Origin of the sequence: Pseudomonas sp. SIMBA_067, assembly GCF_046534675.1 — a bacterium.
Lineage (GTDB): Bacteria > Pseudomonadota > Gammaproteobacteria > Pseudomonadales > Pseudomonadaceae > Aquipseudomonas > Aquipseudomonas putida.
In genome coordinates this window covers 180921-196051 of record NZ_JAWRYH010000012.1, presented here as the reverse complement: position 1 = coordinate 196051, position 15131 = coordinate 180921, and the positions used below count along the sequence as shown (strand labels likewise).

Genomic DNA, 15131 nt, shown 5'->3' with positions numbered 1-15131 from the left:
AAATCCTGGCAAGTGGGCTACCAGAAAGTGTCAACCATGTCTCCGTACACGTGTCCACCATGTGTCCGGTCTCTACACCCTGTGAAAGGGGCACCAAGCGCCCCTGCCCATCACAGCCCCTCCAGTTCCGCCATCAGGTCACTGAGCCGGTCGACCTTGTCGTCATCCAGCGCACTGCCCTGCAACCCCTGCACATACTCGGCCAGCTCCTCCACCGTGCTGCACTCGAACATCGCCCGCAGCGGCACGTTCAGTTGCAGCTGCTTCTGCACCCGCGAAGCGATCTGCGTGGCCAGCAGCGAATGCCCGCCCAGCTCGAAGAAGTTGTCGTGCACCCCCACCCGCTCGGCTTTGAGCACATCGGCCCAGATACCCGCCAGCACCTCCTCCAGCTCATTGCGCGGCGCCTGATAGGCCTGACTGTGCTGGCCGCCGATGTCGATGACCGGCAGGGCCTTGCGGTCGAGTTTGCCGTTGGCGTTGTGCGGCAGGCTGTCGAACCAACCCCAGTGCAGCGGCACCATGTACTCCGGCAACTCGGCACGCAGGCGCTGCTTGATCTGCTCCAGCAATGCGGCATCGGCGGCGATACCCTGGTGTGCCACCAGGTAACCGACCAGGTGCTTGCCGTTGACGCCTTCCTGCACGCCCACCGCCGCATCACGAATCTCGGCCTGCTCGTGCAGGCGGGCTTCGATTTCGCCCAGTTCGATGCGGTAGCCGCGAATCTTCACCTGGTGGTCGATGCGCCCGACGTACTCCAGCACACCGTCCGGGCGCTGGCGCGCCAGGTCACCGGTGCGGTACAGGCGCTCGCCCGCGGCACCATGGGGGTGTGGGATGAACGCCAGGGCAGTGCGCACCGGATCGCCGACATAGCCACGGCCCACGCCGGTACCCGCCACGCACAGCTCGCCCACCGCGCCCAGCGGCACCAGCGCCTGCTCCTCGCCGAACAGGTATAGGCGGTTGTTGTCGGTCGGCGTGCCAATCGGCAGGTAGCTGCCTTGGGTCGATGCGGCATCGACGCGGAAGAACGCCACATCATCGGAGCATTCTGCCGGGCCGTAGGCGTTGACCAGGCCGATCTGCGGGTACCGCTGCAACCACTGCGAGGCCAGCTCAGGTGGCATGGCCTCGCCGGTCGGCAGCATCCAGCGCAGGCCGTCGAGGGCCTGGTGGTCGTTGGCCAGCATGCCCTGGATCAGCGACGGCACGCTTTCCAGCACGGTGATGCCGGTGGCTTGCACATGCGCCAGCAGGCCCTGCGGATCATGGGCGATGGCATTGGGCACGATCTCGACCCTGGCGCCGAACAGCGGCGCGGCAAGGAACTGCCACACCGAAATGTCGAAGCTTTGTGAAGCTGTCTGGGCAATGACGTCCTGATTGCTCAACGCCAGATACGGCACCTTGCTCAACTGGTTGTTGAGCATGCCGCGCTGCTCGACCATCACCCCTTTTGGCAGGCCGGTCGAGCCGGAGGTGTAGATCACATAGGCAAGGTTGTCCGGGCCACTGTGGATGCCTGGGTTGTGGCTGGCAACCTGGCTGGCCTGGGTGTCTTCCCACACCAGCAGTTGTGGCCGTACCGCAACGTCCAGCTCACCCAGCAACTGCCGGCCTTGCTCGGCACAGGCCGCGCTGCACACCAGCACCGGGGTACGGCTGAGCTGGATGATGCTTTGCAGGCGCGCAGCCGGCAGCCCCGGGTCCAGCGGCAGATAGCCGGCGCCCGCCTTGAAGCTGCCAACGATCATGCCCAGCAGCGGCAACCCGCGCTCGGCCAGCAACGCCACCGGCTGGTCCACCTTTACGCCGGCCGAGATCAAGGCGTGGCCCAGGCGGTTGGCCGCCAGGTTCAGCCCGGCGTAGTCATAGGAGGCCTCCAGGCAGCGGGCCACAGTACGTTCAGGGTGCGCAGCCACCTGCGCTTCGAACTGCGCGATGTAGCTCTGCTCCAGCGGATAAGCCCGCTCGGTGCGGTTGCAGTCTTCCAGCAGGAAGCGCTGTTCGTCTGCCCCCATCAGAGGCAGCGCACTCACCTCTCCATCGAAGCCCTGCACCAGCGCCAGCAGCAGGCGCTTGAACTCGGCCAGCAGGCGCTCGACGGTCGGGTAATCAAAGTAACGCTGGTCAAACGACAGGTGCAGGCCCAGGTCATCACCCGGGTAGCACACCGCCGTCAACGGGAAGTTGGTGTGGGTACGGCCCGAGTCGGAGCTGGCGTTCAGGTGCTGGGCGTGGTCGAGCACGGCGGTTTCCACCGGCGCGTTCTCGAACACGAACAGGCTGTCGAACAGCGGCTGGCCCTTGGGCAGCTCGCTGCACTCCTGGATCGCCACCAGCGGCAGGTACTCGTACTCGCGCAGCTCCATGTTGCTTTGCAGCAGGCCCTGCAACCACTGGCGCACACTGCAACGCTCACCCGATACGGGCAACTGCACACGCAGGGCAACGCTGTTGATGAACAGGCCAACGGTGCGCTGCATCTGCGGCATGCTCACCGGGCGCCCGGCCACGGTCACGCCAAAGGCCACATCGCGGTCGCCACTGTAGCGCGCCAGCACCAGCGCCCAGGCCGCCTGGGCGAAGGTGTTGACGGTAAGCTGGTGAGCCTGGGCCAGTTCGCGCAGGCGCACGCCATCACTTACCTCCAGGCGGGTGTAGCAATCGCCGACGATCATGCCGCTACCGGCGTGGTCATGGCGCAGCGGGCGGTCGCTGGGGATGGCCGTGGCGCGCTCGAAGCCGGCCAGGTTGGCCTGCCACCAGGCGCGTGCGTCGTCCAGGCCCTGGCGCTGCAACCAGCCGATGTAATCGCGGTAACGCGGCGGCACCGGCAACTGGGCCTGACGGCCTTCGCCGAGGGCCTGGTAGACCTCGAAGAAATCGTTCATCAGCAGCGAGCGGCACCAGGCATCGATCAGGATGTGGTGGTTGCTCATCATGAACCAGTAGCGCTCGTCGGCCACGCGTACCAGGCGCAGGTGGAACGGTGCTTCACTGAGCAGGGCAAACCCGGCCTCGCGCTCCTGCTTGTGCAGGGCTTGCAGGCGCTGCTCCTGGGCGTCGTCAGCAAGGCCGCGCCAGTCCTGGTAGTCCACCGCGAGGTTGCCCGGTTTGTGGATGATCTGCAGCATCGCCTCGCCGCTGTTCCAGCTGAACGAGGCGCGCAACGCTTCGTGGCGCGCCACTACCGCCTGCCAGGCCTGGGCGAAACGTTCAGGGTCCAGGGCGCTGTTGATGCGGTAGCGGTCCTGCATGTAGTAAAGGCCGGTGCCCGGCTCCAGCAGGGTGTGCAGCAACATGCCTTCCTGCATCGGCGTCAGCGGGAAAACGTCCTCGATCTGCGCAGCCGGAACCGGCAATGCGTCGATCTGCTCCTGGGTCAGGTGCGCCAGCGGGAAGTCCGACGGGGTGAAGCTGCCGTTGCCATCGGCCAGGCAATGCGCGACCAGCGCCAGCAACTCCTGGCGATAGGCCTCGGCCAGGCGGGCGATGGTCTGCGGGTCATAGCGCTCGGCGCTGAAGGTCCAGCGCAGTTGCAAGGCGCCGCCGTACACCTGGCCATCGACGCTCAGCCAGTTTGGCAGCGGTGCGTCGAGGTCATGCGCCAGACCGGCCGGTGCCTCCAGCGGCTGGAACAGCGCCGCACTGTCGAACTGCTGGTCGAACTGGCCCAGGTAGTTGAAGGTGATACGCGCCTGCGGCAAGGCTGCCATCTGTTCGCGCCAGGCCGGGTCGGCGAGGTAGCGCAGCACCCCGTAACCCAAGCCCTTGTGCGGCACCTGGCGCAGTTGTTCCTTGATGCGCTTGATCGAGCCGGCCCGCGCCGCGTCGTCCTCGCCCGGTAGCGGGCGCAGGCTCAGCGGATAGGCGTTGGTGAACCAGCCGACGCTGCGGGTCAGGTCCATGTCTTCGAACAGCCCGTCACGGCCGTGGCCTTCAAGCTGCACCAGCACTTCCTCATCGCCGCTCCAGCGGCACAGCGCCCGCGCCAGTGCAGTCAGCAGCAGGTCGTTGGCCTGGGTGTGGTAGGCGGCCGGGGCCTGTTGCAGCAGTTGCCGGGTCTGCTCCACGTCCAGGCCGATGGCCAGTGTCTGGGCGTGGCGGTGCAGGTTGCCACCCTGCGGATGATCGCACGGCAGTTCGCGGCGCACGCCGCCCAGCTGGCTTTGCCACCAGCCCAGTTCGTCCCGCAGCGAATCGCTGCCGGCGTAGCTGGCCAAGCGCGCGGCCCAGTCGCCCATGCTGTGAGTCTTGGCCGGTAGCGGTTGGCCACGGTAAAGCGCCTGCAGGTCTTCCAGCAGCACCCGCCAGGACACGCCATCGACCACCAGGTGATGGATCGCCACCAACAAACGCTGGCTGCCTTGCCCGTCCCGCACCAGCAAGGCGCGCAGCAGCGGGCCTTGCTGCAGGTCGAGGCTGCGCTGCAGGTCGGTGTACAGCGCCTGACAATCGGCAAAATCGGCCACGGTGGCGGTCCACAGCAATTGCCTCGCGTCAGGCTGGGCGTATTCGGCCTGCCAGCGGCCACGGGCCTCGTCGAAGCGCAGGCGCAGGCTGTCGTGGTGCTGCACCAGCGCAGCCAATGCCTGGCCAAGTGCGGCCTCATCCAATGGTTGGCGAGCTTCCAGCAGCACCGCCTGGTTCCAGTGCTGCGGCTGTGGCACTTCACTGTCGAAGAACCAGTGCTGGATCGGCGTCAGGCCGGTCTGGCCTTGGCGCAAGCCCTGCTCGATGCTGCTCGCGGCTTCGCTGTACCGAACCACGGCCGCCAGGGTCTGGATGGTCTGGTGCTGGAACAGGTCGCGCGGGGTGAATTGCAAGCCGGCCTGACGGGCCCGGCTGACCACCTGGATCGACAGGATCGAGTCGCCGCCCAGTTCGAAGAAGTTATCCTGCACCCCTACCCGGGCAACGTTGAGCACGTCGCGCCAGATCTGCGCCAGTTGCGCTTCCACCTCGTTGCCGGGGGGCTGGTACTGTTGACGCGCCTGCTCCAGGTCTGGCAGTGGCAGCGCACGGCGGTCGAGCTTGCCGTTACCCATCAGCGGCAAGCTGTCGAGCAACACCAGATGCGCCGGCACCATGTAATCCGGCAGGTGCTGGCGGGCATCAGCCTTCACGGCTTCACGCAGCTGGCTTTGCGCCTCGCTGCCAGCCGTGGCCTGCTTGCACAACAGGTAACCCACCAGCTGCTTGCCGCCCGGTAGATCCAAGGCCAGCACCACGGCCTCGTCGACATCGGCATGCGCCTGCAAGCGGCTCTCGATCTCGCCCAGTTCGATGCGGAAACCGCGAATTTTCACCTGCTGGTCGGCACGGCCGACGTACTCGACAAGGCCGTCAGTGCCCAGGCGCACCAGGTCGCCCGTGCGATACAAGCGGCCCCCTTCGGCGCTGAACGGGTCCGCGACGAATCGCTCGGCGCTCAGGCCCGGCCGGTCGTGATACCCCTGAGCCAGCCCGGCGCCGCCGACATACAGCTCACCGATGCCACCTTGCGGCAACAGGGCCAGGTCTTCGTCGAGGATGTAGGCCGAGCGGCTACCGATGACATGGCCAATCGGCACACTGCCAAGGTTTGCAGGCAACGCCTCTGGCGCCAGGCAGGCCAGCGGCATGACCACGGTTTCGGTCGGGCCGTAGGCGTTGAAGAACTGCTGCGGCGCAAAGGCCTGGCGAATACGCTGCAGGTGCTCACCGGTCAGCGCTTCGCCACCGGTGATCACCAGGCGCACCGGCAGTTGCTCGCCCTGCCCGCCCAGGTATTGCGCCAGCTGGCTACCGTAGCTGGGGGTAAAGCCCAGGATGCTCACCTGCTGCTCGCGCACCAGCTGGCAGATGTCCTCGGCGCCCCACTGCCCCTGGGCGCGCAGCACCACGCGGGCACCGCACAGCAACGGCACCCACAGGCGCTCGCTGGCAGCGTCGAAGTTGATCGAATAGAAATGCAGCTCGCAATCATCGCTGCGCATGCCGAACGCGGCGATGACCGCCTGGCAATGCATGGCGAACTCACCATGGCTGACCACCACGCCCTTGGGCTTGCCGGTGGAGCCGGATGTGTAGATCAGGTACGCCTGATGCTGCGGCAGGTTGAGGTTGTCCAGCGGCGCATCGCTGTAGGCCGACAGGCTGGCGGCATCGTCCTCCAGGCTCCAGCGGGCCACGCCCTCGGGCAGCTCGCCCAGGGTTTGCAACAGCTCACGCTGGCTGAGCAGCAGGCCGATGCGGCTGTCTTCGATCATGTAGCGCAAGCGGTCGAGCGGGTACTCGGGGTCAAGCGGCACGTAGGCGCCGCCGGCCTTGAGGATGGCCAGCAGGCCGACGACCATTTCCAGCGAGCGCTCCAGTGCCAGGCCCACGCGCACCTGCGGGCCGACGCCACGCTCACGCAGGGCACGGGCCAGGCGGTTGGCCTGCTGGTCGAGCTCGGCATAGCTCATGTGCTGGCCGGCGAAGGTCAGCGCGCCAGCCTGTGGTGTGCGGGCCGCCTGGGCGGCGAACAGGCCGTGCAGGGTCTGGTCGAGGTCGAAGTCCTGCTCGCCCTGCAACTGGCCCGCCAGCACCTGCTGTTCGGCGCTGCTCAGCATCGGCAGCTCGCACAGGCGCTGCTGCGGGTTGTCTAGCAGGCTGACCAGCAGCTGCTGCCAGTGCTCGGCCATGCGCGCTATGCGGGGTTCGTCGAACAGGTCGCGGCTGTAGGTCAGGCAGCAACCCAGGCGGCCGTCGAGGTCGGTGACCTCCAGGTACAGGTCGAACTTGGTGGCACTGGCGTCATTGAGCAGGTAATCCACCTGCATGCCGGCCAGTGTGCGGCTTTGCTGGAAAGCCCAGCGCTGCACGTTGCACATCACCTGGAACAGCGGGTTGTAAGCGCTGCTGCGCGGCGGTTGCAACGCCTCCACCAACTGGTCGAACGGCAGGTCCTGATGCGACTGGCCTTCGATGGCTGCCTGGCGCATCTGCTCCAGCAGTGCGTTGGCGGTCATCTGGCCATCCAGCTCGCAGCGCAGCACCTGGGTATTGAGAAATGCGCCAATCAGGCCTTCGCTTTCCGGGCGGATGCGGTTGGCCACCGGCGCGCCGATGCGCAGGTCACGCTGGCCGCTGTAGCGGTGCAGCAAGGCGGCCAGGGTGGCGGTCATGGTCATGAACAAGGTCAGGCCGCGCTGGCTGTTGAAGGCATGCACGCGGGCGACCAGCGCCGGGTCGAGTTCAAAGCGGTAGAGCTCGCCGCGGTGGCTCTGTACTGCCGGGCGCGGGCGGTCGGCAGGCAACGCCAGCACCGGGTGCTCGTCGCCCAGGCGGTCCTTCCAGTAGGCCAGTTGACGAGCGCCCTCGCCGCTTTCCAGCCATTGCCGTTGCCACACGCTGTAGTCCAGGTATTGCACCGGCAGCGGCGCCAGCGGCGACTCGCGGTCATCGACAAAGGCTTCGTACAGTTCGCCTAGCTCGCGGGCGAAAATGTCCATGGCCCAGCCTTCGGTGACGATGTGGTGCAGGGTGAGCACGAAGAAATGCTCGCGCTCGTCAGCCTTGACCAGGCAGGCGCGCAGCAGCGGGCCGCGCTCCAGGTCGAACGGCTGGTGCGCCTGGTCGTCGGCAAGTTGTTGCAGGTGTTGCTGGCGGGCATCAATGGGCAAGGCACTGAAGTCCTGCCAGTCGAGGTGCAGGCCACTGTCTTCGGCCACGCACTGGTACGGCACCCCGTCGACGCTGGGGAAGGTGGTGCGCAAGGTTTCATGGCGCACGATCAGCGCCTGCAGCGCACGCTCGAAAGCGTCCACATGCAGGGTGCCGCGCAGGCGTGCCATGCCGCCGACGTTGTACGCCGGGCTGTCCGGCTCCATTTGCCAGAGGAACCACATGCGCTGCTGTGAATACGACAGCGGCACCGCCTGACGGCGGTCGACGCGGGCGATTGCGCCTTGCAGGTTGCGCTCGCCGGCCGCGCGGATACGTGCGATCTCGGCACAGAAAGCGCCCAGTTCGCTGGCTTCGAACAGCGCCTTGAGCGGCAGCTCGACATCGCAGGCCTGGCGGCTGCGCGAGACGATCTGAGTGGCCAGCAGCGAGTGCCCGCCCAGGGCGAAGAAGTCGTCCTGCAGGCCGACGCGCGGCAGGTTCAGCACCTCACGCCAGATGGCGGCGACCTGTTGCTGCAACTCGGTGTGGGGCTCGACATGTTCGCGTTGCTGCCACACCGGGGCCGGCAGTGCCTTGCGGTCGACCTTGCCGCTGGGGCCCAGCGGCAGCTGTGCCAACGGGATAAGCTGGGCCGGCACCATGTACGCGGGCAGTTGCTCAGCCAGCACGGCCAGGACTTCGGCTGGCTGTGCACTGCCACTGTAGTAACCCACCAGCTGCGCGCCAACGGCGTCCTTGTGAATCTGCACCAGCGCCTGTTCCACACCCGGCTGTGCCAACAGGCAAGCCTGCACTTCTTCTGGCTCGACGCGGAAACCCCGCACTTTTACCTGCTGGTCGAGGCGACCGAGGTATTCCAGGGCCTCAAGCTGCACCTGCCAGCGGGCGCGGTCGCCGCTGCGGTACAGGCGCTCGCCATGGCCGTCGGCCTGGGGCACGAAGCGCTCGGCAGTGAGGCCGGGGCGGCCCAGATAGCCACGGGCCAGGCCCGCGCCACCGAGGTACAACTCGCCCGGTACACCGGGGGCGGCCAGTTCAAGCTCATCGTCCAGCACACGGCACAGCACATTGCCCAACGGGCGGCCGATGGGCGAGCGCTCGCCGTCCGCCGCCTGACAGTGCCAATGGGTGACGTTGATAGCGGTTTCGGTCGGGCCATAGCGGTTGTGCAACTGCACCTGCGGCAACACTTGCAGCACGCGGTCACGCAGCGCCGCAGGCAATGCTTCGCCACCGGAGAACACCCGGCGCAGGCTGCTGCAGGCGCCCGCCTGCGGCTCTTGGGCAAACACCTGCAATAGCGGCGGCACGAAGTGCAGCGTGGTCACGCCATGGGCCTGTACCAGCGCGGCGATGCGCTGCGGGTCGCGGTGTTCGCCGGGGCCGGCGAGTACAAGCTTGCAGCCGGTTACCAGCGGCCAGAAGCATTCCCACACTGACACATCGAAGCTGATCGGCGCCTTTTGCATCAGCACATCGCTGTCATTCAGCGCGTAGGTGGCCTGCATCCACTGCAGGCGCTCGGCCAGCGCCGCATGGGTATTGCCCACGCCCTTCGGCTGGCCGGTGGAGCCGGAGGTGTAGATCACGTAGGCCAGGTTGTCGCCGTGCAGGTGCAGGCCAGGCGCGTGGCTGGGCCAGCTGTCCAGGTGCAACTGGTCGAGGGCAATGGCGCTGACCCCGTCGACTTGCGGCAGCTTGCCCAGCAGGCTGCTGTGGCTCAGCAGCAGGCCGGCGTTGCAGTCGGCGAGCATGTAGGCCAGGCGTTCGGCCGGGTAGTCGACGTCCAGCGGCACGTAGGCGCCGCCGGCCTTGAGGATGGCCAGCAGGCCAACCAGCAACTGTGGCGAACGCTCGATGGCAATGGCTACGCAGGTGTCGGGGCCGACGCCTTTGTCGCGCAGGTAATGGGCCAGGCGGTTGGCCTGCTGGTGCAGTTCGGCGTAGTCGAGGCTGCCGCCGTCCCAGGCCAGTGCAGTGCGTTGAGGGGTCCGGCGGGCCTGTTCGTTGAGTTGTTCGACCAACAGGCTTGGCGGCGCGGCAGCCGGTGCGCGGCCCCAGCCCAACAGTTGCGCGCGGCCAGGCTCGTCGAGCAATTGCACTTCGCCCAGCGGCCGCTGCGGCGCGGCGCACACCTGCTCCAGCAGCGCCAGCAGGTGATGGGCCAGACGTTTGACGGTGCTGGCTTCGAACAGCTCTGCGGCATAGTCGAAGGCCAGGCTCAGGCGGCCCTGATGATCTTCTTCGCTGTGCAGCTGAAGGTCGAACTTGGCTTCGCGGCTGTGCCACGGCAGCTCCTCGGCCAACAGCCCCGGCAGGCGGCGCAGGGCCGACAGGTCGCGTTGCTGGTGGTTGAACATGACCTGGAACAAGCCTTGCTCACGGGCGTCAGGCAGGGCTTCGACCAGCTGTTCGAACGGCAGGTCCTGGTTAGCCTGCGCCGCGAGGGTGGCCTGGCGCACCTGGGCCAACAACTGCGCGAATGGCAGGCGGCCATCGAGCTGCGCGCACAGTACCTGGGTATTGATGAAGAAGCCGACCATGCCTTGGGCTTCCAGGCGCGGGCGGTTGGCGTTGGGCACACCGACGCGGATGTCAGCCTGGCCGCTGTAGCGGTGCAACAGCGCCTGCCAGCCGGCCAGCAGGACCATGAACAGGCTGGCCTGCTGTTCGCGGGCCAGGCCCTTGAGTGCTTCGGCAAGCTTGGCAGGCACCTTGAGGTTGAACCGCGCAGCACTGTACTCGCGCTGGCTGGCGCGGGGGTGGTCGGTGCACAGGTCAAGCACCGGCAGTTCATTGCCCAACTGTGCCTTCCAGTACTGCAGTTGGCGCTCGGCTTCACCGGCGGCCAGCCATTGTCGCTGCCAGGTGCCGTAGTCGGCGTAACCCAGGGTCAGCGGCGCCAGGTTGGCCTCAAGGCCTTGGCAGCGGGCGGCGTAAAGCTTGGCAAATTCATCCAGCAGGATATTCAGCGACCAACCGTCAGCGACGATATGGTGCAGGGTCACCCACAGCTGGTGGTGTTCGTCGTCCAGGCGTGCCAGGGTCACCCGCAGCAACGGGCCCTGGGTCAGGTCGAACGGCTGACGGGCTTCGGCTTCACGCTCGGCGCTGACCTGCTCGGGGGTTTGGCCTTCGAGACCCAGGCGGCGCAGGCTGAACGGCTGGTGCGGCAAAATGCGTTGCAGGGCCAGGCCGTTTTCTTCGCTGAATACGGTGCGTAGGGATTCGTGGCGCACCACCAGCATGTGGAAGGCGGCTTCCAGGGCGCTTTCATCCAGCTCGCCGCGCAGTTGCAGGCCGGCCGGGATGTTGTAGGCGGCCGATTGTGGCTGCAGCTGCCACATCAGCCACAAGCGGTTTTGCGCCAACGACTGGGGCAAGGCCTGGGCGCGTTCCAGCGTTGCGATGGTGGCGGTGCCGGCTGCGCCTTCAGCGATGATCGAGGCCACGGCGTTACTGTAATCAGCCAGCACTGGCACTTCGAACAGGGTGCGCAGGCTCAGGTTGATGCCCAGCTCATCGGCCAGGCGTGCGGTGGCCTGGGTGGCGGCGATGGAGTTGCCGCCCAGCAGCAGGAAGTGGTCGTCTGCTGCAACCGCCTCCAGCTTGAGGATGTCGCGCCACACGGCGGCGATGCGTGTTTGCAGTTCATCGCCAGCAGCCGCGCTTGCAGCGGCTTCGCTCACATCAGGAAAGCGGGCGTAGCAGTCCAGGCTGCCATCGTCCATGCGCAGGCGGCAGGCCGAGCGCTGCAGCTTGCCACTGGAGGTCTTGGGCAGCGCGCCCGGGTTCAGCAACAGGACCACAGCCGGGGCCTGGCGGCAGGCGTCGGCGATCACTTGGCGCAGGGTTTTGATCAGGTCCTGGGGCTTGATTGCCTTTTGCACGTTGCGGCTGATCTCCACCGCCACGCCGATGCCCTCCTCGCCCTGCTGCTCGACGGCAAACACGGCCACCCGGCCTTTGCGCAGCACCTCGACTTCGCGTTCGAGGGTTTTTTCCAGGTCCTGCGGGTACAGGTTCTGGCCGCGCACGATCAGCATGTCTTTCAGGCGCCCGGTGACAAACACCTCACCGTCGCGCATGAAGCCCAGGTCACCGGTGCGCAGCCAGGTCTGCCCGTCCATTTCAACGAAGGTGCGGGCACTGGCTTCGGGGTTGCGCCAGTAACCCAGGGCGATGCTCGGGCCACCGGCCCAGATTTCGCCGACCTGGTTGTCGCCCAGCACCTGCAAGTGCTGCGGCTCGACGACCCGTACCGCGTGACCGGGCTGCGGGTAGCCGCAGCTCATCAGCACGCTGCCTTTGCCCGGCTCGGCGCGGTTGGCGGCGAAGGCTTCGGCGTCCAGTTCCAGCGCGGCGATGCCCTGGCCACGGCGGCTGCCGCTGACGAACAGGGTGGCTTCGGCCAGGCCGTAGCTGGCGAAGTAGCTCTGCGGGTCGAAGCCGCAGGCCCGGAACTTGTCGGCGAACGTCGCCAGGCTGTCCTGGCGGATCGGCTCGGAGCCGGAATAGGCCACGCGCCAGCGGCTCAGGTCGAGACCGGCCAACGAGGCCTCGCTGACCCGCTCGCTGCACAGGCGGTAGGCAAAGTCGGGGCCACCGCTGATGGTACCGCCATACTCGCTGATGGCCTGCAACCAGCGCTGCGGCCGGGCCAGGAAATAACCCGGCGACATCAGCACGCACGGCACGCCGCTGAAGATCGGCTGCAGCAGGCCGCCAATCAGGCCCATGTCGTGGTACAGCGGCAACCAGCTGACGATCACGTCGTCGGGGTTGAGGTCGATGCCGAAGCCCTGGCGGATCAACTGCTCGTTGGCCACCAGGTTGCCATGGCTGACCTGCACGCCCTTGGGCAGCGCAGTGGAACCAGAGGTGTACTGCAGGAAGGCGATGTCATCACCTTGCAGCGCGGGCTCGCGCCAGTCCGCGGCCAGCGCCGGGTCCAGGCCGTCCACCGCCAGCAGTTCAGGGCCGTTGTCCGCCGCCAGCGCTTCCAGGCCTTGCAGGCTGCCGTGCAACGCCGCGACCGTCAGCAGCAGGCGCGGCTCGGCATCGTCGATGATCGACAGCAAACGCTCCTGATGGTGCTGACGCGCAGACTCCGGCGGGTAAGCCGGCACCGCGATCACCCCGGCATACAGGCAACCGAAGAACGCCGCCACGTATTCCGGACCACTGGGGAACAACAGCACCGCACGGTCGCCGAAGCCGGCACGGGCCTGCAAGGCGGCGGCGATGGTGCGTGCGCGCTGGTCGAGGTCCCGGTAGCTGAGCACGGCCTGCTCGCCGGGGGCGTCGGCCAGAAAGCGCAAGGCGATCTTGTCCGGGGTCTGCGCGGCGCGTTGCGCCAGTGCCTGGACCAGCGAGAGCGGGAGTTCGAAGGCGTCCGTCATGGGGTGTTCCTGCCAGTGTCTGTTGGGGCGTGCCGGCTGCTCCGCGAACGTGGGCGGACAGCGAGTGGCGACCGAGGATGTACACAGGAGAACGGATGGGCGGGGGCAGAAATTAGCGGGGATTACGCGGTGCCAGAAGGGGCCAAGGGTGAACCGTTTCACACTGCGGGCTTAGAACTGAAAGATACAGATACTAATTACGTTTCGTATTTGACAATCATTATCATTCTGAATAGCTTGTCGCACGTCGTAGGAAGCTTCCCAGCCTTGGGGGCCTCCTTTCCCCTCTGTGACAAGGTGATTTCCATGGCGGAACAACTATCCACAAGTAAGTGCGATTCACCATTACTGCAGGCCTTCGTCGACAATCGCAGCATCCTGGTCAAGATCGCCGCCCGCATCACCGGCTGCCGCTCGCGCGCCGAAGATGTGGTGCAGGATGCCTTTTTTCGGCTCAACGCCGCCCCGCAGATCACCTCGTCGTTCAAGGCGCAGCTCAGCTACCTGTTCCAGATTGTGCGCAACCTGGCGATTGACCACTACCGTAAGCAGGCGATGGAGCTGAAGTACTCCGGCAGCGAGGAGGAAGGCCTGAACGTGGTCCTCCAGAACGCCTCGCCCGAAGCGACCCACATCAACCTCGCCGCGCTGGATGACATTGCCGAGGCGCTGAACGAACTGCCGCAGCGTACCCGCTATGCGTTCGAGATGTACCGCCTGCATGGCGTACCGCAGAAGGACATTGCCAAGGAGCTGGGGGTGTCGCCGACACTGGTCAACTTCATGATCCGCGATGCGCTGGTGCACTGCCGCAAGACGGCCAACCGGCAGGTTTAAAACCAAGGCTCCTACCTACAGCCCCCCCCCGGCCCGAGGTAGGAGCAGCCTTGTGCTGCGAAGAGTCCCACCCCGACACAACATATCGCTTGTCTTGCCGACCCCTTCGCAGCACAAGGCTGCTCCTCCAAAAGGCCACCATCTCCTGCAGGAGCCACCAGAACCCTCAAGCCAGCTTGCAGCGATCGAAGAACCGTTCCCGCCCCAGAATCATCAGCGCCGCACGCTTGTGCGGGAAGTCGAACTCTTTGTCGCAATGGAAGCACTGGTCGTGCATGTAGCCGATCATCTTGCCGTTGTCAGCACGTGGCTCAGCCACCACCCGCTGGGTACGCGGGTCATCCAGGAACAGGTAGTGCACCAGCGCCGATAGCCAGCTGGCCACCTTGTGCGGCCCGCGATGGTTCTCCTCCCCTACCAGCATGTGAATGCCGCGGTCGTAGTCATCGGCCGCGTAGAACGGAGCAATGCGATCTTCCTTGGCCCAGTACGCCTCGAAGTAGGCAAACGGCTCATCATCAAAGCAGCCGATCAGTGTCAGGGTATGCGGGTCGGCCTCCAGCTTGCCCAGGTACTCGCGGTGCTGCGCCAGCGTGCCGCCCTCCTGCCAGAACGCATCCACCCGCGGGTTGTTCTGCCAGCGGTTGAAACGCTCCAGGTCGTGCTCGATCTCCAGCGTGCGCAGCGACACCCAGCTACCCAGGCGCGCATCGAAGCGCCGGTACACCTCACCACGGGGCTTGGGCGCGCGGCGCGGGTGACGCTTGCCGTTGCTGATCTGCATCTGCTGCGGGTACACCGAGGCCAGCGCATCACCCAGCCATGGCTGTGGCAGTTGCCAGAACAGCGCCCGCTCGCACAGGTACTGACCAGCTTGCTCAGCCACCAGCAGCAAGCCACTGGCCAGTGCCTGGGGCTGTACCTCGGGCAAGTGCCAGACCAGGCGCTGGCAGCCCGTATCGCGGGATAGCAGCCAGTAGCAGGCAGCCCACAAGGCTTGATAGGGGCGCTCATGGCAGACGCGCTCAAGGTGGACGTGCAAGCTAGCGACCGCCTCCAGGCGCACCTGGATCAGTGGGCGGCCTTCGAGGGTGAGGCTTAGCCAGCTGTCACCCTCCTCGGCACTGAGGCTGCGCCAGCGTGGCGGTGACTGAGGCTGCGAAGCGGCATCGAACGGCATGGGCTGGACTCACGAAAATGAAGAAAAGGCTCACTGTTGAGAACGTTGCC

3 protein-coding genes are annotated in these 15131 nt (G+C 66.3%); 1 reads left to right on the top strand and 2 read right to left on the bottom strand.

Going from position 1 to position 15131, the window contains the following annotated elements:
- Nucleotides 1-110: 110 nt before the first annotated feature.
- A complete protein-coding gene (locus SB765_RS23505) occupies nucleotides 111-13064 on the bottom strand; it encodes a non-ribosomal peptide synthetase (protein ID WP_410932015.1) in 12954 nt (4317 codons plus the stop codon).
- Nucleotides 13065-13370: 306 nt separating this feature from the next.
- Here SB765_RS23505 and SB765_RS23500 point away from each other — a divergent pair, with 306 nt between their 5' ends.
- On the top strand, nucleotides 13371-13901 hold the full coding sequence (locus SB765_RS23500; protein ID WP_341796368.1) for an RNA polymerase factor sigma-70: 531 nt from the start codon (nucleotides 13371-13373) through the stop codon (nucleotides 13899-13901).
- A 166-nt stretch (nucleotides 13902-14067) separates the two neighbouring features.
- On the opposite strand, the gene SB765_RS23495 is transcribed toward SB765_RS23500, so the two are convergent.
- Nucleotides 14068-15081: a GNAT family N-acetyltransferase gene (locus SB765_RS23495; RefSeq protein ID WP_410932014.1), complete on the bottom strand. Its 1014-nt coding sequence runs from the start codon at nucleotides 15079-15081 to the stop codon at nucleotides 14068-14070.
- Nucleotides 15082-15131 lie beyond the last annotated feature (50 nt).